The organism is Nocardioides panacisoli (genome assembly GCF_039537325.1).
Classification (GTDB): Bacteria; Actinomycetota; Actinomycetes; order Propionibacteriales; family Nocardioidaceae; genus Nocardioides; species Nocardioides panacisoli.
The window spans coordinates 1-21,002 of the sequence record NZ_BAABAH010000016.1 but is presented as its reverse complement, the minus strand read 5'-3'; the positions used below and the strand labels follow the sequence as shown (position 1 = coordinate 21,002).

Here is a 21,002-nt window from a genome sequence, read left to right as displayed (position 1 = left end):
GCGTACTTCCTAGACTTGCCGGGCACTGACACCTGGCGAGAGGTACCGATGTCCGGCCCCAACTCCGACTACGACCCGGTCGAGGTCGCCGCGCTGCAGCCGGAGGCGGTCGACGCGGCCCGGGACGCGGCGCTCGCCGCGATCAGGTCCGCAGCCGACCTCGAGCAGCTCAAGCAGGTCCGGGCCGACCACGCCGGCGACCGCTCGCCGCTGGCGCTCGCCAACCGCGAGATCGGCGCGCTGCCACCCCAGGCGCGCAAGGAGGCCGGCCAGCGGGTCGGCAAGGCGCGCGGCGAGGTGAGCCGCGCGCTCGCGGAGCGGCAGGAGGTGCTGCAGGCCGAGCACGAGGCGCGGATCCTGGTCGAGGAGACCGTCGACGTCACGCTGCCGACCGACCGGCTGCCCGTCGGCGCCCGACACCCGATCACGACGGCCGCCGAGCTGATCGCCGACATCTTCGTCGCGATGGGCTGGGAGGTCGCCGAGGGTCCGCTGATCGAGGCCGAGTGGCTGAACTTCGACGCGCTCAACATGGGACCGGACCACCCGGCCCGGACCATGCAGGACACGTTCTGGACCTCGCCCGGCGGGGATGCCGACATCGACGACGTCCACGGCGCCGGCACCGGGGTGGTGCTGCGCACCCAGACCTCGCCCGTCCAGGCCCGCACGATGCTGACCCAGCAGCCGCCGATCTACATCGTCGCGCCCGGCCGGGTGTTCCGGACCGACGAGTACGACGCCACGCACTCTCCGATGTTCCACCAGGTCGAGGGCCTGGCCGTCGACGAGGGCATCTCGATGGCGCACCTCAAGGGCACCCTCGACCACTTCGCGGCCCAGATGTTCGGCGAGGGCGTGACCACGCGGTTCCGGCCGTCGTACTTCCCCTTCACCGAGCCCAGCGCCGAGGTCGACCTGCTCTGCTTCGTGTGCAAGGGCACCGGGACCACCGACGGGCAGGCCTGCCGGACCTGCCGCGGCGAGGGCTGGATCGAGTGGGGCGGTTGCGGCGTCGTCAATCCGCGGGTCCTCGTGGCCTGCGGCATCGACCCGGAGCGCTACACCGGCTTCGCGTTCGGCATGGGCATCGACCGGACGCTGATGTTCCGGCACGGCATCTCCGACCTGCGCGCCCTGTTCGAGGGCGACGTGCGGTTCACCTCGGCATTCGGAAGCGAGCTCTAGATGAAGGCCCCCGTCTCCTGGATCAAGGAGTACGTCGACCTGCCCGCCGAGGTCTCGACGGAGCAGCTGACCGACCGGCTCACCGACCTCGGGCTGAAGCTCGAGGGCATCCACAGCGCGGCCGCCGGCATCCAGGGACCGCTCGTCGTCGGCCGCGTGCTCACGATGGAGCCGGAGCCGCAGAAGAACGGCAAGACCATCAACTGGTGCACGGTCGACGTCGGGGACGCGAACGGCACAGGGGAGCCCCAGGGCATCGTCTGCGGCGCGCACAACTTCCGGCCCGGCGACCTGGTCGTGGTCGTGCTGCCCGGCGGCGTCCTGCCCGGCGGCTTCGAGATCTCCGCGCGCAAGACCTACGGCCACGTGTCGGCCGGCATGATCTGCTCCGCCCGGGAGCTCGCCCTCGGCGAGGACCACGACGGCATCATCGTGCTCCCGCCGGACGCCGGCGCGCCCGGAGCCGACGCCTTCGACGTGCTCGGACTGCGCGACGAGGTCATCGAGTTCGAGATCAACCCCGACCGGGCCTACGGCCTGTCGCTGCGGGGCATCGCCCGCGACGCGGCGCTGGCGTTCGGGTCGCCGTACCACGACCCCTGCCTGCGCGACGTCCCCGCCGCGGACGACCAGGGCTACCCGGTGGTCGTCGACGACCCCACCGGCTGCCCTGTCTTCGTCGCGCGCACCGTGACCGGCATCGACCCGACGGCGCCGACGCCCGACTGGATGGCCAAGCGGATCACCCAGGCCGGCATGCGCCCGATCTCGCTGGCCGTCGACGTCACCAACTACGTCATGCTCGAGACCGGCCGTCCGATCCACGGCTACGACCGGGCCAAGCTGAGGGGGACGATCCGGGTCCGGCGGGCCGGCGAGGGCGAGCGGATGACCACCCTGGACGGTGCCGAGCGCACCCTGTCCCCGGAAGACCTCGTCGTGACCGACGACAGCGGCATCATCGGCCTCGGCGGCGTGATGGGAGGCGAGACGACCGAGCTCTCCGACACGACCGTCGACGTCGTGGTCGAGGCAGCGCACTGGGACCCGGTGTCGATGTTCCGCACCGGCAAGCGGCACAAGATCAGCTCCGAGGCCGGCAAGCGCAACGAGCGCGGCGTCGACCCGACGATCTGCGAGGCCGCCGCCGACCGGGTGGTCGAGCTGCTCGTCGCCCACGGCGGCGGGACGGCGCAGCCCGGCGTCACGGTCGTCGGGACCCCACCGGCGCAGCCGGCGATCGAGATCGCCGCGGACCTGCCCGCCCGCGTCACCGGCATCGACATCCCCGCCGAGACCGCCGTCGCCCACCTCGAGGCCGTCGGCTGCCGGGTCAGCGTCGACGGCGACCGGGTCACCGCGACGCCGCCGCCGTGGCGGCTCGACGTCACCGACCCCTTCGACCTCGTCGAGGAGGTCGCGCGGGTGGTGGGCTACGACCAGGTCCCGTCGGTGGTGCCGCGCGACGCCGCCGGCCGCGGGCTCACCCGCGCCCAGCGGCTGCGCCGCCGGATCGGCCGCACGCTCGCCGGCGCGGGCTGCGTCGAGGTCATCAGCTTCCCGTTCGTCGGCGCCGCGACGTTCGACGCCCTCGGGCTGCCCGAGGACGACGCCCTGCGGCACACCGTCCCGCTCGCCAACCCGCTCTCCAACGAGGAGCCCGGCTACACGACGACGCTGCTGCCCGGCGTTCTCAAGGCGGCGGGGCGCAACCTGGGTCGCGGGGCCCCGGGCGTCGCGCTCTTCGAGACCGGCACCGTCGCGTTCCCCGTCGACCGCGGGCCCGCGCCGATCTACGGCGTCGACCGCCGGCCCGACGACGCCGAGATCGAGAAGCTGCTCGAGGCGCTGCCCCGCCAGCCGCTGCACCTCGCCGTCGTCCTCGCCGGCGAGCGCGAGCGCTCCGGGTGGTGGGGCGAGGGCCGCGCCGCGGGCTGGTCCGACGCGATCGGGCTCGTCCGGCGGCTCGGCGCCGAGCTCGGCGTACCCGTCGAGCCGCAGCGAGCCGCCCGGATGCCGTGGCACCCCGGCCGCTGCGCAGCGATCGTCGTCGACGGCGAGGCCATCGGGCACGCCGGCGAGCTGCATCCCGAGGTCTGCGACGCGTTCGGGCTGCCCCCGCGCAGCGCGGCGGTCGAGATCGACCTCGACGCCGTGATGGCGCGGGCCGTGGACGTCGTGCCCGGCCCGGTGTTCTCGTCGTTCCCGCTGGCGAAGGAGGACGTCGCTCTCGTCGTCGACGCCGACGTGCCCGCGGGCGCCGTCGAGGCGGCTCTCCGCGAGGGAGCCGGTGACCTGCTCGAGTCGGTGCGGCTGTTCGACGTCTACGCCGGGGCCCAGATCGGCGAGGGGAAGAAGTCCCTGGCCTTCGCGCTGCGGTTCCGCGCGCCCGACCGGACCCTGACCGAGGCCGAGGCCGGCGCGGCCCGCGACGCGGCCGTCGCCCGCGCCACGGAGCTCACCGGCGCCGTCCAGCGGGCCTGACCGGTGAGGATGAGCACGTGACCCGCTTGCGCGTGCTCGACGACGTCACCTGGGACGGCGCGTCCGTCCCGGGTGAGCGCACCCACGCGCTGCTGCGCGCGCTGGTCCGCGCCGGCGACCGCGGCCTGAGCGAGACCGCCCTCGTGGACGAGGTGTGGGCCGACGACACGCCGGCCAACCCGGCGAAGGCCCTGCAGGTCGTCGTCTCGCGGGCGCGGTCGGCCACCAGCCCGGCCGCGATCGAGCGGACCGCCCGCGGCTACCGTCTCGCGCTCGGCGCCGACGACGTCGACGTGTGGTCCCTGCGGCCCGAGGGGCTGCGGCTGGCCGCCGAGGAGCAGTACGCCGACGCCCTGCCGCTCCTGGAGCGGGCGCCGGCCGACGACGCCGTCACTGCGGCGCTGCTGCGCAGCGTGGCCGCGGTGCACGGCGTGCCCGCGGCGCTGGAGCGGTTCGAGGCCTATCGCTCCGACCTGGCCGAACGGCTCGGGACGGACCCGTCGCCGGAGCTGCGGGACCTGCACGCCGAGCTGCTGGCGGCCGATCGGCCGGTGCGCACCGGTGTGCACCACTACGCGTCGAGCCTGGTCGGGCGAGACCGCGACCTGATCGAGCTTCGCAACCTGCTCCGCGAGCACCGCGTGGTCTCGATCCTGGGGCCCGGAGGGCTCGGCAAGACACGGCTCGCGAACCTGGTCGCCGCCGGTGCCGAGCAGCCCGTCGTCCACGTCGTCGAGCTGGTCGGCGTCACCGACCCCGACGACCTCGTCTCCGAGGTCGGCTCGGTCCTCGGCGTGCGCGACTCGGTCGCGGACCGCCGCGTGCTGACGCAGGCCCAGCTCCGCGACGTGCGCTCGCGGATCGCCCACCAGCTCGACGTGGCGCCGACGCTGCTCGTCCTCGACAACTGCGAGCACCTCGTCGAGGCCGTCGCCGACCTGGTCGCCTTCCTCGTCGCCTCGGCACCCCGACTGCGGGTGCTGACGACCACCAGGGCCCCGCTGGCGATCGCGGCGGAGATGGTCTTCCCGCTCGGTCAGCTCCAGCCGGCCGACGCCGCCGAGCTGTTCCGGCAGCGTGCCCGGGCCGCCCGGCCCGGGGTGTCCCTGCCGCCCGAGACGGTCCAGCACGTCGTCGACAGGCTCGACGGCCTGCCGCTCGCGATCGAGCTGGCCGCCGTGAAGGTCCGGGTGATGTCGGTGCAGGACATCGGCCGGCGGCTGGAGGACCGCTTCGGGCTGCTGCGCGGCGGTGATCGGAGTGCGCCCGATCGCCACCAGACCCTGCTCGCCGTCATCGACTGGTCGTGGAACCTGCTGGCCGAGCGGGAGCGACGGGCCCTGCGCCGGCTCTCGGTGTTCCACGACGGCTTCGACGCCGAGGGTGCCGAGGCCGTCGTCGGCATGGACGCCCTCGACGCGGTCGCGGACCTGGTCGACCAGTCGCTGCTCAACGTCGTCGACGCCACGCACACGGTGCGCTACCGGATGCTGGAGACGGTCCGCGAGTTCGGGCGCCTGCAGCTGCTCGACGCGGGAGAGGAAGCCGAGGTGGCGAAGGCGCAGCGGGACTGGGCGGTCGCGTTCTGCGCCGAGCGCGTGCCGCTCCTGTTCGGCTCCCAGCAGGTACGCACCGTGGCGGAGCTGCGTGCCGAGGACGGCAACCTGACCGATGCCCTCCGCCAGGCGCTCGCCGACTCCGATCCGGCGACGGTCGCCTCCATCTTCGCGGCGCTCGGCGGTTACTGGTCGATCGTCGGCGACCACCAGCGCTCCATCGCCCTCGCAGCCGCCGTCGGCAGGGCGGTGGTGGACTGGGAACCCCCCGACGAGCTGGTCGAGGTCGCCCGGATCACCCTCGCGATGTGCCTGTTCGGGGCGACGTTCATGTCGAGCGGCGACCAGGAGCTGCGCGAAGCCGCCCAGCGGCTCGGCACCGACACGGGCTCGCCGCAGCTCAGTGCGCTGCTCACGATCATGATGACCATGGGGGACGCGAGCGGCGACGAGGTCCGCGCCGTGCTCGGGCGCCTTGTGGTCGATCCCAACCCCAAGGTCCGCGCCACGGCGTACACCTTCCTCAGCCACGAGCGCGAGAACTTCGCCGATCCCCGCGGCGCGATCGACGCCGCCCGCCAGGCGCTCCCCCTGCTCGATCCCGACGACGGGCCGTGGCTCAGGGCGAACCTGCACTCCCAGCTGTGCGGTCTCTACGCCCAGATCGGCGACCTCGCCGCCGCCGGACGGCACGCCGCCGAGGCGCTTCCGGGCCTGGAGCAGCTCGGCGCGCTCGACGACGTCCTGCAGGTGCGGGCGGTGCTCGCGATGGCGGAGCTGGACGCGGGCCGGGTGGAGGAGGCCGCGCGGATCTCGGCGGAGATCGAGGCCATGGGCGCCACCGGTCCGTTCGGGTCGCGTGGCGCCGCGCTCGAGCTGCGGGGACAGCTCCGACTTGCCCAGGGTCGCGTGGACGCCGGCCTGGCCGCGCATCGCGAGGCGGTGGCGGCGATGCGGGAGCTGCGGTTCCCGAGCCGTGGCGGCGACAGCGACCTGATGCCGTGGGCGGTCGTGTCCGAGGGCGTCGCCTTGGCGACCTACGCCCGGCACGCGACCGGCGACGAGGGTCGCGACCTCTACCTCGGGCTGACCGCGAAGGCGGCCCGGTCGCTCGAGGCGAACGACCCGCTGCTGGACTTCCCGGTCAACGGAGTGCTGCTGTTCGCCTGCGGGCTGTGGGCGTTGCTGCGCGAGGAGCTCGCGCCCGAGGACGCCATCCGGCTGCTCGTGCTCGCCGACCGCTTCGCCTACCCCCGCTCGCAGCCCGAGATGCGCTGGCGCAGCGTGGTCGAGGACGCCGAGCGGATCGCACCCGGCGCGGTCGCCGCGGTCGAGCAGGAGTACGGCGACCGGCGCGGGCCCGCCCTGCTGGACGAGGCCCGCGCCGTGGTGCAGCGCCTGTTCGGCTGAGTCCTCCTACATCTTGCGCGAGTAGCTCCGCACGGCCAGCGGCGCGAAGATCACGACCACGGCGGCGCAGCCCAGCAGCGCCCAGCCGACCTCGGCGGTGAAGGCGCCGTCGTTCATCAGGTCCCGGACCGCGGTGACGACGTGCGACACCGGGTTGATCTTCACGAACGCCTGCAGCCAGCCGGGGAGGGTGTCCTCGGGGACGAACGCGTTGGACAGGAACGTCAACGGGAACATGATCAGCATCGCGGTGCCCTGCACCGCCTGCGCGGTGCGCATCACGGTGCCGAGCCAGGTGAAGATCCAGGCCAGCGACCAGGCGGCGAAGATGGTCAGCGCCCAGGCGGCCAGGGTGCCGCCGACGCCGCCGCCGGGGCGGTAGCCCATGGCGATGCCGACGAGGATGGTCAGCGTCGCCGCGATGACGTAGCGGATGACGTCCGCGAGCGCCGGCCCGGCGAGGGGAGCGATCCGCGCGATCGGCAGGGACTTGAAGCGGTCGAAGACGCCCTTGTCCATGTCCTCGCGGAGCTGGGTGCCCATCGCCATGCACGTCGTGATCGCCGTCTGGGCGAGGATGCCCGGGATGATGATCGGCATGTAGTCCGCGACGCTGCCGGAGATGGCGCCGCCGAAGATGTAGGTGAACATCGCCGTGAAGAGCAGCGGCTGCAGCGTGACGTCGAAGAACTGCTCCGGGTTGCGGCGCATCTTCTTCGTCGCGCGCCAGGCCAGCGCCACGGTCTGGCTGGCGGTCTCGCGCAGGCTCGGTCGCGAGGACAGCGACCCGGGCACCGTGGTGACCCCGGCGGCTTCCGGCAGCAGGGTGTCGGTGGTGGTCATGCGACCTCCTCGTTCTCGTCGGCGTCGCTGTGGTGGCCGGTGATGGCGAGGAAGACCTCGTCCAGGGTGGGCTGCTGCACGGCGGCGGTGGTGATGGACAGGTCGGCCTGGCGGAGGGCGATGAGCACGTCCGCGGCACGGTTGGCGTCCGCGAGGGCGATGTTGAGCCCGCCGGCCTCCGGCGTGAGCACCGGCGCCTCGCCGAGCACGCGCTCCACGATCGCGGCGGCCCGGGTGGTGGCCTCCCGGTCCTCGAGCCGGACGTGCAGGGTCGAGGCTCCGACGGAGGACTTCAGCTCGTCCGACGTGCCCTCGGCGACCTTGCGACCGCGGTCGATCACGGCGATCCGGTCGGCGAGCTGGTCGGCCTCGTCCAGGTACTGCGTGGTCAGCAGGATCGTCGACCCCTGGACGACCAGCTCGCGGATGGTCTCCCACATCTGGCCGCGGGTGCGCGGGTCAAGCCCCGTCGTCGGCTCGTCCAGGAAGATCAGCGGCGGGCGGGCGATGAGCGAGGACGCGAGGTCCAGGCGTCGGCGCATGCCGCCCGAGAAGTTCTTGATCTGCCGGGTCGCCGCCTCGGTGAGGTCGAACCGCTCGAGCAGGTCGGCGGCGGTGGCGCGGGCGTGGGCCCTCGGCAGCCCGAGCAACCGGCCGAACAGGTAGAGGTTCTCGGTGGCCGTCAGGTTCTCGTCGACCGAGGCGTACTGCCCGGTCACCCCGACCAGCTGCCGTACCTGGTGCGGGTTGCCGGCGACGTCGACGCCGAAGATCGAGGCCCGGCCGCCGTCGATCGGCAGCAGCGTCGCGAGCATCGAGAGCATCGTGGTCTTGCCGGCACCGTTCGGGCCGAGAACGCCGAAGACCTCGCCGCGGCGGACGGTCAGGTCGACCCCGTCGACGGCGCGGAAGTCCCCGAAGGTCTTGACCAGCCCGGTCGCGGACACGGCGAGGTCGTCGCCTTCCGCTGGGCGGGGGAGCGTGGATTCGTTCATGGCACCACTCTCGGGTGTCCTGGTTTCACGACGCCTTCACCTCGGTTTCAGTGGCCTTCGCCGGTTTCAGGGGTGGCACGGCAGCGAAGTCGGCCCCGCGCTGCCAAGATGTCGGCATGGCCCTGCAGGAGTCGTTGCGCGAGCTCGTGGCCTCGCGCGGCCCGCGTGTCACCGTCGACGCCACGGAGTTCCGCGGCGCGCTGGACGACTTCCTCGGTGAGGACGAGGCGACCACGGGCGAGGTGAACCTGCTCGTCGACGCCGTCCGGCTCGGTGGCCTGGCGCGGCTCGTGGCCCTGCTCGACGCCGGCGCGTCGCCGCAGGCGGCCGTCCTGGAGGCCGGTACGGCGCTCGCCCGCGACCGAGGCTCCGACGACGACCGGCGGTCGCGCTGGGCGGTGGCGGTGCTGGGTTTCGCGATCGGTCGCCTGGACGCGGCCTTCGTGCCCAGCCGGGGCGCCGAGGAGGGCGACACCGGCCGCGGACCGGTCCCGCCCGCCGGCCCCTCCCTCGCCTCTCCGCCTCCGCCGCCTCCGGGCCAGCCCTGGTCGGCTCCCGCTGCCGCCTCCGCGCCGGGTCAGCAGGACGGCACCGTGTACGTCGACGAGGCGCCCGGGCCCGCGGGCCTGACCGCGCCGGCCGGGCCGGCCGGCCTCCCGCCCCGACCGCTCGCTCCGCCCGCACCGCCGCCCGCCGCTCCTCGCCGCCGCGGCATCGGCCTGGTGGTGCTGGCGATCGCGCTCGTCCTCGGACTGGTCGCGGGCGTCGGCTTCGCGGTCTGGCAGAGCCAGCGCGGGGACGACAGCGGCGGGTCCTCCGGCGACTCCTCGTCCAGCGCCGACTCGGGTGGCGCCACGACCATCCCGGACAACGCGATCCTCCTGCCCTACCGCGACGACGCGGGTGCGCTGCGGATCTACCGCGTGAACGCCGACAACGGGCGCTGGTCGCCCCTCACCGACGGCACCGCCGACGACCTGCCGACGATCTCGCCCGACCGCACCGAGTTCACCTACCTCGACACCTCCAGCGGGTTCCCCGTGCTGTTCCTGCGCCACGTCGGCAGCGACGAGGCAGCGACCCAGGTGTTCCCGTCCAGCGGCCGCTGCGAGCACGCGCTCCGGCCGGGGTGGAGCCTCGACGGCACCCGGTTCGCGATCGTGTGCACGGGGAACGACGGCCGCCCCGACGGGATCTTCGTGTGCGCTTCGGACGGCAGCGGGGCCCAGCAGGTGCTCGAGGGAACCGACTTCCGCGGCTCGCCGACCTGGGTGAGCGACAACACCTTCATCTACGGGACCGAGGACCCCGCCACCGGCGCGGACACGTTCTCGGCCTACGACATGTCGACCGGCACGCCCGTGCCGCTCGCCCTGCCGGACGACCCGACCGCGCACGTCACCCACGCCGACTGGTCGCAGGAGGCGGACGCGCTGCTCTTCCTCGTCCACGACTCCGACGACACCTACGGCCACCTCTGGGTCGCCGACGCCGGCATGCACGAGGCCCACCAGCTCGGGACGACCGAGTACGCCCACCCGGTCTGGTCGCCCGACGGCAAGCAGATCGCGGCGCTCTGGCGCGCGCCGGACGGCAGCGAGGAGCTGGTGACGATCGACCCGGCGAGCCCCGACGACCCCGACATCCTCGCCGACCAGCATCCCCAGCCCAACGGGGTGCCGACGATCCCCGTGTGGGGCAGCCGCTGATCCGGTCCGCACCGGGCTCAGTCCAGGGGCGGGATCACCGCTGCGAGGAAGCCGTCGCGCGCGGCCTCGTCGCCGTCCCAGGTGACACCGGCGTCGCCGGCGCGCTTCCACAGCCACGCGTCCAGGTCCGCGGCGGTTCCCGCGACCGTCGCCGCGGCCGCCCCGGACGGCTCCGGGACCACGAGCAGGTGCGGTCCGTCGTAGGCCTTGCCCGACTCGGGGTCGGTGCCCACGAAGGTGCCGGGGCGGACCCGGATCGTCTCGCCCGCGTCCGTGATCCGTACGTCGACCTGGCCCACGCCGGGCTCGAAACGGCCCCACGCGGGTGGCTCGCCGCCGTACATGACCTCCATCAGCTCCGCGACGCCGTCGGCCGCGAGGCGCGCATCCAGCGGCGTGGTGGTGCCGGCGGTCTGCTCGGCATCGAGGCGATGGATGAGCGCCTCGTGCGCCTGTCGGCGGTAGGTGAACCCGACCCGCTGCTCGTCGGCCCACGACCACGCCGGCTCGGTCGGATCCGCGGACTCCAGGGCCGCGACCAGGGCGCCGGAGGACTCGTCGAAGAACGCCAGCAGTCCCGCGGTGTCGCCAGGACGGTCCGGTCGGGGGTCGTCCTCGCGCGGCGCGGCGGGCCGCCTGCCGATGACCTGCGACCAGAACCACTGGACCTCGCCGAGGTGCCAGAGCAGGTCCGCGGCGTCCCAGTCCGGGCACGCCGGAACGCGGGCGGCTGGGTCGCAGCCGGCCAGCACGGCGCGGAAGCGTGCGGACTCGCTGCGGATGTGGTCGAGGTACTCGGTGGGGGAGAGCCGGGTCATGTCCGGCAACCTACGAGCCGGCTCGGACACCCGTCGACCGGTTTGCGGACCCCGCCGTACATCATCATGCACGGACGTGTATATTCATGCACATGACGAAGGTGCGGGTCGCGGTCGCAGGCGCGAGCGGGTACGCGGGAGGCGAGGTCCTCCGGCTGCTGCTCGGCCACCCCGGCGTCGAGATCGGTGCCGTCACCGCGGGCAGCAACGCCGGCGAGCCGCTCGGCGCCCTCCAGCCGCACCTGGTGCCCCTCGCCGACCGGGTCCTCGAGCAGACCACGGTCGAGACCCTCGCCGGGCACGACGTCGTCTTCCTCGGCCTCCCGCACGGGCAGTCCGGCGAGCTCGCGGAGGCGCTCTCCGAGCGCGACCCCGACGTCGTGGTCATCGACTGCGGCGCCGACTTCCGGCTGGAGGACCCCGCGACCTGGGAGCGGTTCTACGGCAGCGACCACGCCGGCACCTGGCCCTACGGCCTACCCGAGCTCCCCGGCCAGCGGGACCGGCTGCGCGGCGCGCGCCGGATCGCCGTGCCGGGCTGCTACCCGACGATCTCCACCCTGACGCTCGCCCCGGCCGTCGCCGCGGGCGTCGTGACCCCCGACCTCGTCGTCGTCGCCGCGTCCGGCACCAGCGGCGCCGGCAAGGCCGCGAAGCCGCACCTGCTCGGCAGCGAGGTGATGGGCAGCGTCTCGGCGTACGGCGTCGGCGGCGTCCACCGGCACACCCCGGAGATCAGCCAGAACCTCGGCCGGCTCACCGAGGAGCACCTCAAGGTCAGCTTCACGCCGCTGCTGGTGCCGATGCCGCGCGGCATCCTCGCCACCTGCAGCGCGCCGCTCACCGGCGCGCTCACCGCGGAGGAGGCGCACGCCCTCTACGCCAAGGCGTACGGCGAGGAGCCGTTCGTGCACGTCCTGCCGCAGGGCCAGTGGCCCCAGACCCAGTCGGTGATCGGTTCCAACGCCGTCCACCTGCAGGTCACGGTGGACGAGGACGCCGGCCGGCTGGTCGCCGTCGGTGTCGTCGACAACCTGGCCAAGGGCACCGGCGGCGCGGCCGTCCAGTGCATGAACCTCGCGCTCGGTCTCGACGAGACCACGGGCCTGACCACCGTGGGGGTCGCCCCGTGACCACGTACAACCTGGCCCGCTACCCCGAGCGGCTGGCGGTCGTTCAGCTCGGACCGGGGTCCGAGGTCCCGTCGTGGGCGGAGTCCTCGTCGGTCTTCTCGATCACGGCGACCTCGACCGAGACCTCGATCATCTGCGCGTCCCGGAGCGTGCCGGCCAAGACCCGGCACCACCGGCCCTACACGGCCTTCGCGGTCGTGCCGGACGAGGGCTCCGCCGACTTCGACATCGCCTCGGGCGTCACCGGCGTGCTGGTCGCGCTCCTCACGCCGCTCGCCGACGCCGGGGTGAGCGTGTTCGCGCTCTCCACGTTCGGCACGGACTGGATCCTGGTGCACGAGAGCGACGCGGACCGCGCGGAGGAGGCGTGGCGACGATCGGGGCACACCGTCGCCCCCGCCACGCCCGCCTGACCAGCCCGAACTCGAAGGAACCCCCGCATGAGCGTCACCCACCCCGCCGGCTTCGTCGCCGCCGGCGCCGCCGTCGGCATCAAGAGCACCGGCAAGAAGGATCTCGCCCTGGTCGTCAACCAGGGCCCGAGACATGACTCCGCGTCGGTCTTCACCGCGAACCGCTGCAAGGCCAACCCCGTGCTCTGGAGCGAGCAGGTCGTCAAGGACGGCGTCGTGAAGGCCGTCGTCCTCAACTCCGGAGGAGCCAACTGCTACACCGGCCCCGAGGGCTTCCAGACCACGCACGCGGTCGCCGAGAAGGTCGCCGACGCCGTCGGCATCGGAGCGGTCGACGTCGTCGTGTGCTCCACGGGGCTGATCGGCCTCACCAACGACCGCCAGCTGCTGCTCGACGGCGTGGGCGCCGTGCACGCCCGGCTCTCGCCCGACGGCGGGCCGGATGCCGCGGAGGCGATCATGACCACCGACTCGGTGGCCAAGCAGGTCGTCGTGCAGCGGGACGGCTGGTCGATCGGCGGGATGGCCAAGGGCGCCGGGATGCTCGCCCCGCAGCTCGCAACCATGCTCGTCGTGCTGACGACCGACGCCGTCGTACCCGCCCCGCAGCTCGACACCGCCCTACGGGCCTCCACCCGGGTCAGCTTCGACCGGCTCGACTCCGACGGCTGCATGTCGACCAACGACACGGTCACCGTGCTGGCGAGCGGTGCGTCCGGGGTGACGCCGACCGCCGAGGAGTTCACCGCAGCCCTGTCCGAGGCCTGCACCGATCTCGCCCGCCAGCTGCTCGCCGACGCGGAGGGCGCCAGCCACGAGATCGCGATCACCACGATCAACGCCGCCTCCGAGGACGACGCGGTGGAGGTCGGCCGCAGCGTCGCCCGCTCCAACCTGTTCAAGGCTGCCGTGTTCGGCAACGACCCCAACTGGGGCCGGGTCCTGGCGAGCATCGGCACGACGTCGGCGGCCTTCGACCCCGCCGACCTCGACGTCGCGATGAACGACGTCTGGGTCTGCAGGCAGTCCACCCCGGCCGCCGACCCCACGACCGTCGACCTCACGCCGCGACACGTGACGGTGACCATCGACCTCAAGGTGGGTGCCGCGAGCGCGACGGTGTGGACCAACGACCTGACCCACGCCTACGTCCACGAGAACAGCGCCTACAGCTCATGACAACACCCCACGACCCCAGAATGAGCAACGACAGCATCGGCATCGAGACCGTCAGCTACGCGCCGGGGAAGCCGGACCCGGCGAAGGCCCGCACCCTCGCGGGCGCGCTGCCGTGGCTGAAGGCCTACCACGGCAAGGTCGTCGTGGTGAAGTACGGCGGCAACGCCATGACCGACGACAAGCTGAAGCGCGCGTTCGCCGAGGACATCGCCTTCCTGCGGTTCGCCGGGTTCCGCCCGGTCGTCGTCCACGGTGGTGGTCCGCAGATCTCACAGATGCTGGCCCGGCTCGGCATCGAGTCGGAGTTCCGCGGCGGTCTGCGGGTCACCACGCCCGAGGCCATGGACGTCGTCAGGATGGTCCTCGTCGGCCAGGTCCAGCGCGAGCTGGTCGGCCTGATCAACGAGCACGGCCCGCTGGCCGTCGGCCTCTCCGGCGAGGACGCCGGCCTGTTCACCGCCCAGGCGACCGGCACGGTCGTCGACGGTCAGGAGGTCGACCTCGGCCTGGTCGGCGAGGTCGCCGAGGTGCGGCCCGAGGCGGTGCTCGACCTGATCGAGGCCGGGCGGATCCCTGTCGTCTCCAGCGTCGCCCCGGACGTGGACGGCGTCGTGCACAACGTCAACGCGGACGCGGCCGCCGCCTCGCTCGCGGTCGCGCTGGGCGCCGAGAAGCTGCTGGTCCTCACCGACGTCGAGGGCCTCTACCTCGACTGGCCGGACCCCGAGGAGGTGATCGGCGAGATCAGTCCCGACGCCCTCGACGAGATCCTGCCGACGCTGGCCAGCGGGATGATCCCCAAGATGGGCGCCTGCCTGAAGGCGGTCCGCGGTGGCGTGAAGCGCGCGACCGTCGTCGACGGCCGCCAGGAGCACTCGGTGCTGCTCGAGCTGTTCACCGACGAGGGCGTCGGCACCCAGGTGCTGCCCGGCGTCACCACCAAGACCCGCAAGGCGAGAGAGGTCGGCGCGTGACCACCTGGAACGAGCGGTACGCCGCCTCGCTGATGAACACCTTCGGTCCGCCGAAGCTCGTGCTCGCCCGCGGGGAGGGCGCTCACGTGTGGGACGTCGACGGCCGTGAGTACGTCGACCTGCTCGGCGGCATCGCCGTCAACGCGCTGGGCCACGCCCACCCGCGGCTCGTCGCCGCCGTCGACGAGCAGCTGCGCACCCTGGGCCACATCTCGAACTTCTTCGCCAGCGTCCCGCAGGTCACCCTCGCCGAGCGCCTGCTCGCCGAGCTCGGCACCGACGGCCGGGTGTTCTTCACGAACTCCGGCGCCGAGGCCAACGAGGCGGCGTTCAAGCTCACCCGGCGCACCGGCCGGACCAGGGTCGTCGTCGCGGAGGGGTCGTTCCACGGCCGGACCATGGGCTCGCTCGCGCTCACCTCGAAGCAGGCCTACCGCGAGCCGTTCGAGCCGCTGCCCGGCGACGTCGTCTTCGTCCCGTACGGCGACAGCGCCGCCCTCGAGGCCGCGGTCGACGACTCCACGGCCGCGGTGCTCGTGGAGCCGGTGCAGGGCGAGGCGGGCGTCGTCGTACCTCCCGCCTCCTACCTCGCCGACGCCCAGCGCATCGCCCACGACCACGGCGCCCTGCTGTGGCTCGACGAGGTGCAGACGGGCGTCGGCCGGACGGGCACCTTCTACGCCCACCAGAACCCCGAGCTCGTGAGCGGAACCGTGGTGCCGGACATCGTGACCCTCGCGAAGGGCCTCGGCGGCGGCATCCCGGTCGGCGCGTGCATCGCGACCGGCGGCTCCGGGAAGCTGTTCGACCCCGGCAACCACGGCACGACCTTCGGTGGCAACCCGGTGGCGGCAGCCGCCGCGCTCGCGGTGCTCGACGCGATCGCCGAGGACAAGCTGCTCGCGCGCGTGGTCGAGCTGGGGGAGCGGCTGAGGATCGGGGTCGCGGCGGACCCCCGCGTCACCGAGGTCCGCGGGACCGGGCTGCTGATCGGGCTCGACCTGGTCGAGCCGAAGTCCGCGGACGTGGTGGCCGCCGCCCAGGACGCGGGGTTCATCGTGAACGCGACGACCCCCGACCGGCTCCGGCTCGCGCCGCCCTACGTGCTCACCGACGCCGACGTCGACGCGTTCGTCGCCGCGTGGCCGGCGATCCTCGACCAGGCCGGGGTGCAGCGACCATGAAGCACCTGCTGCGCGACGACGACCTCACGCCGGTCGAGCAGGCCGAGGTCCTGGCGCTGGCCGCGAAGCTCAAGGCCGCGCCCTACGACCACAAGCCGCTGGCCGGCCCCCGCACGGTCGCGATGATCTTCGACAAGCCGACGCTTCGCACCCAGTCCTCGTTCGCGGCCGGCATCGCGGAGCTCGGCGGGCACGCGATGCTCGTCGACGGCAACCTCGCCGGGATCGGCACCCGCGAGGCGGTCGACGACGTCGCCCGCGTCCTCGGCCGGCAGGCGTCGCAGATCGTGTGGCGCACCTTCGAGCAGGCCCGGCTCGAGGAGATGGCGGCGCACGCCGGCGTACCGGTCGTCAACGCGCTCACCGACGACTTCCACCCCTGCCAGCTGCTGGCGGACCTGCTCACCATCCGGGAGCGCAAGGGACACCTCGCCGGCCTCACGGTGGCGTTCCTCGGCGACACGGCCTGCAACATGGGCAACTCCTGGGTGCTCGCGGGTGCGACCGCCGGCATGCACGTAAGGGTCAGTGGTCCCGAGGGCTACCTGCCCGAGCCGGGGATCCTCGACCGCGGCGCCCGGATCGCGACCGCCACCGGCGGCTCGGTGGCCGCGGAGCCCGACCCGCTCGTCGCGGTGGCCGGCGCCGACGTGGTGGTGACCGACACCTGGGTCTCGATGGGCAAGGAGGCGGAGGCGGAGGCCCGCCGCGCGGTGTTCGCGCCGTACGCCGTCACCCGCGACCTGCTCACCAAGGCCGCGCCCGACGCGATCGTGCTGCACTGCCTGCCGGCCTACCGTGGCGCGGAGATCGAGGCCGAGGTCCTCGACGGCCCGCAGAGCGTCGTGTGGGACGAGGCCGAGAACCGCCGCCACGCCCAGAAGGCTGTCCTCGCCTGGCTGCACGAGCGAGCCGGGGAGTGAGCGTCGTGTCCGAGCACGCCCTGACCCCGATGACCAAGAGCGCCCGCCAGCGGCTGGTGGCCGACCTGCTCTCGGTCCGGGAGGTGCGCTCGCAGGGCGACCTCGTCGAGCTGCTCGCTGCGCGCGGCGTCCACGTCACCCAGGCCACGCTCAGCCGCGACCTCGTCGAGCTGGAGGCGGTCAAGGTGCGCGCCGCCTCGGGCGCCCTGGTCTACGCCGTCCCGGCCGAGGGCGGAAACCGTGCGCCGGTCGCCGCGGACCGCGTCGGCGCCTACCACCGGCTCGGCCGCCTGTGCGCGGAGCTGCTCGTCAGCGCCGAGGCCAGCGCCAACCTGGTCGTCCTCCGCACCCCGCCCGGCGCGGCCCAGTTCCTCGCCAGCGCCATCGACAAGGTCGAGCTCTCGGGAGTGCTCGGCTCCATCGCGGGCGACGACACCGTCCTCGTCATCGGCCGCGATCCCCGCGGGGGCGACGCCCTCGCCCGCAAGTTCACCGCCCTCGCAGAAGGAAGCCCCGAACACCTATGAGCAAGGTCCTCACCTCACTCCCGAAGGGGGAGCGCGTCGGCATCGCGTTCTCCGGCGGTCTCGACACCTCGGTCGCCGTCGCCTGGATGCGCGAGAAGGGCGCGGTGCCCTGCACCTACACCGCCGACATCGGGCAGTACGACGAGCCCGACGTCGACGGCGTCCCCGAGCGCGCCAAGCAGTACGGCGCCGAGATCGCCCGCGCGGTCGACATCAAGCCGCAGCTGGTCGAGGAGGGCCTCGCGGCGCTCGCGTGCGGCGCGTTCCACCTCCGGTCCGGCGGCCGCGCCTACTTCAACACCACGCCGCTCGGGCGGGCGGTCACCGGCACCATCCTGGTGCGCGCGATGCACGACGACGGCGTCAACATCTGGGGCGACGGCTCGACGTTCAAGGGCAACGACATCGAGCGCTTCTACCGCTACGGGCTGCTCGCGAACCCGGAGCTGCGGATCTACAAGCCGTGGCTCGACGCCGACTTCGTGCACGAGCTCGGCGGCCGCCACGAGATGAGCGAGTGGCTGGTCGCCCGCGGTCTGCCCTACCGCGACTCCACCGAGAAGGCCTACTCCACCGACGCCAACATCTGGGGCGCCACGCACGAGGCGAAGACCCTCGAGCACCTCGACGTGTCGCTCGAGACGGTCGACCCGATCATGGGCGTCCGGTTCTGGGACCCGGCGGTGGAGATCGTCACCGAGGACGTGAGCATCACGTTCGAGGCCGGGCGGCCGGTGGCGATCAACGGCAATGCCTTCAGCGACGCGGTCGCGCTGGTCAAGGAGGCCAACGCGATCGGCGGCCGGCACGGGCTCGGCATGTCGGACCAGATCGAGAACCGGATCATCGAGGCCAAGTCGCGCGGCATCTACGAGGCGCCGGGCATGGCCCTGCTGTGGATCGCCTACGAGCGGCTGCTCAACGCCGTGCACAACGAGGACACGATCGCGAACTACCACCTCCAGGGCCGCAAGCTCGGCCGGCTGCTCTACGAGGGCCGCTGGCTCGACCCGCAGGCCCTGATGCTGCGCGAGTCGATCCTGCGCTGGATCGCCTCCCTCGTCACCGGCACCGTGACCGTGCGGCTGCGCCGCGGCGAGGACTACACGATCCTGGCGACCGAGGGACAGAACTTCTCCTACCACCCGGAGAAGCTCTCGATGGAGCGCACGGAGAACGCCGTGTTCGGGCCGACCGACCGGATCGGCCAGCTCACCATGCGCAACCTCGACATCGCGGACTCGCGCGCCAAGCTCGAGATGTACGCCGGCCAGCCGCTCGACCAGGGCCAGGTGCTCGTCGAGCACGGGACCCTGTTCGGCGAGCTGCCGTCCGGCGGTGCCGAGCAGATCGAGGCGAACCCCGCCCTCACCGGCGAGGAGGAGGCGCTGCTCGACGAGGCGGCCATGGAGTACGGCACCGACTGATGGCCATCCACCGCCTGGCAGCCCGGGTGCTGCCCGTGAACCCGCGCGGCGAGGTGCTGCTCCTGCAGGGCCAGGACCCTGCCCACCCCGGCGACCTGCACTGGGTCAGCATCGGCGGCGCCGTCGACGAGGGGGAGACCCACGAGCAGGCGGCGATCCGCGAGCTGCTCGAGGAGACCGGCATCGTCGGCGACCCCGCGGACCTGGTCGGCCCGATCGGCGGCGGCGTGCACCCGTTCTCCTGGGACGGCGTCGACTACGTCTCGCACTCGACGTTCTTCGCGATCCCGCTCGACGCGGACCCCGACGTGGACGTCCACTTCGGCGGGCTGGAGGAGGCCGAGGTCGGCAACATCCTCCAGGCCCGCTGGTGGCGTCCGGAGGACCTGAGGGCGGACGGGAGCGCGGCCTCGGAGGACATGCCGGACATCATGGCCACGGCGATCGACGCCGTACTGACGGAGGGACGGGCATGACGGGTGACACGGGCGGCACCAACCAGGGCAAGCTCTGGGGCGGGCGCTTCGCCGGCGGGCCGTCGCCGGAGCTCGAGGCCCTCTCGCGGTCCACGCACTTCGACTGGCGGCTGGGGCTCTACGACATCGCCGGCTCGCACGCGCACGCCAAGGCGCTGGCCGCGGCCGGCCTGCTCGACGAGGCGGAGGAGGCCGAGCTGCACCGTGGCCTCGACGTGCTCGCGCAGCGCTTCGCCGACGGGACCCTGCGGCCCGACCCGAACGACGAGGACGTCCACGGAGCGCTCGAGCGGCTGCTCATCGAGGAGGTCGGTCCGGACGTCGGCGGCAAGATCCGCGCCGGCCGGTCCCGCAACGACCAGATCGCCACGCTGTTCCGCAGCTACCTGCTCGACCACTGCCGGACCGTCAGCCGGCTGGTGCTCGACCTCGTCGACGCCCTCGCCGGCCAGGCGGAGGCGCACCTGGGGGAGCGGCCGGCGATCATGCCGGGCCGCACCCACCTCCAGCACGCGCAGCCGGTGCTGCTCTCCCACCACCTGCTCGCCCATGCGTGGGCACTGCTGCGGGACGTGGACCGGTTCGCCGACTGGCGGGCCCGGGTGGAGGCGGACTCGCCGTACGGCTCCGGCGCCCTCGCCGGTCAGAGCCTCGGCCTCGATCCCGAGCTGGTCGCGCGCGAGCTCGGCTTCACCGGCTCCAGCGCGAACTCGATCGACGGTACGGCGTCACGCGACTTCGTCGCCGAGTTCGCCTTCGTCGCGGCTCAGACCGGCGTCGACGTCAGCCGGATCGCGGAGGAGGTGATCCTGTGGGCGACCAAGGAATTCGGCTTCGTGAGGCTGCACGACTCGTGGTCGACGGGCTCGAGCATCATGCCGCAGAAGAAGAACCCCGACATCTCCGAGCTCGCCCGGGGCAAGGCGGGCCGCCTGGTCGGCAACCTCACCGGTCTGCTGACCACCCTCAAGGCGCTGCCGCTGGCCTACAACCGCGACCTGCAGGAGGACAAGGAGCCGGTCTTCGACTCCGTGGACACCCTCGAGGTGCTGCTCCCGGCCTTCGCAGGTCAGATCGCGACCCTGGTCTTCGACACCGAGCGGATGGCGGAGCTGGCACCTCAGGGCTACTCGCTCGCGACCGACATCGCCGAGTGGCTGGTGCGCCAGGGCGTGCCGTTCCGGGTGGCGCACGAGCTCGCCGGCGCCTGCGTGCGCCGCTGCGAGGAGCGCGGGATCGAGCTGCACGAGCTCTCCGACGAGGAGTTCGCGGAGGTCTCGCCGCACCTCACCCCGGCGGTGCGCGACGTGCTCACCTCCGAGGGCTCGGTGGCGTCGCGGGACGGCCGCGGGGGGACCGCCCCCGAGCGGGTCCGCGAGCAGCTGGCGGAGCTCCGTGAGCAGGTGGACGGGGCCCGATTGGCGTCCGCCTGAACCGTGCTGGTAACTTTCTCCACGTCGCGGTGAGCGGCCGCCGGATCGGGCTCGAAGAGCCAAACCCAGGCGGTATCTGCACGCCGCGACAGCTCGCGAAGCGAGGGAGTCGGCGCCAAGTTGACTCGTCCGAGCGCCGCGAGTAACGTTTCACAGGTTGCCCCGCAGCCAGCCGCACGGGATCTCCGAGCGGCGGTGCGAGCGCGTCTGATGTTTGAGAACTCAACAGTGTGTCATGCATATGTCGATGTGAGGTTTGTGCGCATCTGGCCTTTTGGGGTTGGGTGTGTGGGTTTTTTCGGCATTTCAATGATTCTGGCTTTTGTCAGA

General features: G+C 72.9%; 17 protein-coding genes. 14 read left to right on the top strand and 3 right to left on the bottom strand.

Annotated elements, in window-relative coordinates:
* Window positions 1–48 precede the first annotated feature (48 nt).
* Genes pheS through ABD709_RS17850 form a run of 3 tightly spaced genes read left to right on the top strand, consistent with a single transcriptional unit; the run spans window position 49 to window position 6,638 of the window.
* Window positions 49–1,188, top strand: a complete 1,140-nt coding sequence (gene pheS / locus ABD709_RS17860) for a phenylalanine--tRNA ligase subunit alpha (protein ID WP_344777938.1) — start codon at window positions 49–51, stop codon at window positions 1,186–1,188.
* A complete protein-coding gene (pheT, locus tag ABD709_RS17855; RefSeq protein WP_344777936.1) occupies window positions 1,189–3,672 on the top strand; it encodes a phenylalanine--tRNA ligase subunit beta in 2,484 nt (827 codons plus the stop codon).
* Between the two features lie 17 nt (window positions 3,673–3,689).
* The gene (locus ABD709_RS17850; protein WP_344777934.1) at window positions 3,690–6,638 is read left to right on the top strand and encodes an ATP-binding protein; all 2,949 of its coding nucleotides are present in this window, start codon (window positions 3,690–3,692) and stop codon (window positions 6,636–6,638) included.
* A 6-nt stretch (window positions 6,639–6,644) separates the two neighbouring features.
* On the opposite strand, the gene ABD709_RS17845 is transcribed toward ABD709_RS17850, so the two are convergent.
* A complete protein-coding gene (locus ABD709_RS17845) occupies window positions 6,645–7,481 on the bottom strand; it encodes an ABC transporter permease (RefSeq protein ID WP_344777932.1) in 837 nt (278 codons plus the stop codon).
* A complete protein-coding gene (locus ABD709_RS17840; RefSeq protein WP_344777930.1) occupies window positions 7,478–8,476 on the bottom strand; it encodes an ATP-binding cassette domain-containing protein in 999 nt (332 codons plus the stop codon). Before ABD709_RS17840 ends, ABD709_RS17845 begins: the two co-directional genes overlap by 4 nt.
* A gap of 116 nt (window positions 8,477–8,592) precedes the next feature.
* Between ABD709_RS17840 and ABD709_RS17835 the strand changes: the two genes are divergently transcribed.
* Window positions 8,593–10,185, top strand: a complete 1,593-nt coding sequence (locus ABD709_RS17835; RefSeq protein ID WP_344777928.1) for a TolB family protein — start codon at window positions 8,593–8,595, stop codon at window positions 10,183–10,185.
* Between the two features lie 17 nt (window positions 10,186–10,202).
* Here the strand turns inward: ABD709_RS17835 and ABD709_RS17830 are convergent, their stop codons facing one another.
* Window positions 10,203–11,003 carry a maleylpyruvate isomerase family mycothiol-dependent enzyme gene (locus tag ABD709_RS17830; RefSeq protein ID WP_344777926.1) on the bottom strand — a complete coding sequence of 267 codons (801 nt, stop codon included), beginning with the start codon at window positions 11,001–11,003 and terminating at the stop codon, window positions 10,203–10,205.
* A gap of 86 nt (window positions 11,004–11,089) precedes the next feature.
* Between ABD709_RS17830 and argC the strand changes: the two genes are divergently transcribed.
* Genes argC through argH form a run of 10 tightly spaced genes read left to right on the top strand, consistent with a single transcriptional unit; the run spans window position 11,090 to window position 20,672 of the window.
* On the top strand, window positions 11,090–12,136 hold the full coding sequence (gene argC, locus ABD709_RS17825) for an N-acetyl-gamma-glutamyl-phosphate reductase (protein ID WP_425575167.1): 1,047 nt from the start codon (window positions 11,090–11,092) through the stop codon (window positions 12,134–12,136).
* Window positions 12,133–12,549, top strand: a complete 417-nt coding sequence (locus tag ABD709_RS17820; protein ID WP_344777922.1) for an ACT domain-containing protein — start codon at window positions 12,133–12,135, stop codon at window positions 12,547–12,549. The genes argC and ABD709_RS17820 overlap by 4 nt, the downstream gene beginning before the upstream one ends.
* 27 nt (window positions 12,550–12,576) lie before the next feature.
* On the top strand, window positions 12,577–13,728 hold the full coding sequence (argJ, locus tag ABD709_RS17815) for a bifunctional glutamate N-acetyltransferase/amino-acid acetyltransferase ArgJ (protein WP_344777920.1): 1,152 nt from the start codon (window positions 12,577–12,579) through the stop codon (window positions 13,726–13,728).
* 20 nt (window positions 13,729–13,748) lie between these two features.
* Window positions 13,749–14,702: an acetylglutamate kinase gene (gene argB / locus ABD709_RS17810; RefSeq protein ID WP_344777918.1), complete on the top strand. Its 954-nt coding sequence runs from the start codon at window positions 13,749–13,751 to the stop codon at window positions 14,700–14,702.
* The gene (locus ABD709_RS17805) at window positions 14,699–15,886 is read left to right on the top strand and encodes an acetylornithine transaminase (RefSeq protein WP_425575166.1); all 1,188 of its coding nucleotides are present in this window, start codon (window positions 14,699–14,701) and stop codon (window positions 15,884–15,886) included. The genes argB and ABD709_RS17805 overlap by 4 nt, the downstream gene beginning before the upstream one ends.
* Window positions 15,883–16,809 carry an ornithine carbamoyltransferase gene (gene argF, locus ABD709_RS17800; protein ID WP_344777916.1) on the top strand — a complete coding sequence of 309 codons (927 nt, stop codon included), beginning with the start codon at window positions 15,883–15,885 and terminating at the stop codon, window positions 16,807–16,809. Before ABD709_RS17805 ends, argF begins: the two co-directional genes overlap by 4 nt.
* A 5-nt stretch (window positions 16,810–16,814) precedes the next feature.
* Window positions 16,815–17,336 (top strand): arginine repressor, encoded by a 522-nt coding sequence (locus ABD709_RS17795; protein ID WP_344777914.1) that lies wholly within the window; start codon window positions 16,815–16,817, stop codon window positions 17,334–17,336.
* Entirely contained in the window at window positions 17,333–18,763 is a 1,431-nt protein-coding gene (gene argG / locus ABD709_RS17790; protein WP_344777912.1) for an argininosuccinate synthase, read from the top strand. The genes ABD709_RS17795 and argG overlap by 4 nt, the downstream gene beginning before the upstream one ends.
* On the top strand, window positions 18,763–19,239 hold the full coding sequence (locus ABD709_RS17785) for an NUDIX hydrolase (RefSeq protein ID WP_344777910.1): 477 nt from the start codon (window positions 18,763–18,765) through the stop codon (window positions 19,237–19,239). Before argG ends, ABD709_RS17785 begins: the two co-directional genes overlap by 1 nt.
* Window positions 19,236–20,672, top strand: coding sequence for an argininosuccinate lyase (gene argH, locus ABD709_RS17780; RefSeq protein WP_344777908.1), 1,437 nt, complete (start codon window positions 19,236–19,238; stop codon window positions 20,670–20,672). The genes ABD709_RS17785 and argH overlap by 4 nt, the downstream gene beginning before the upstream one ends.
* Window positions 20,673–21,002 lie beyond the last annotated feature (330 nt).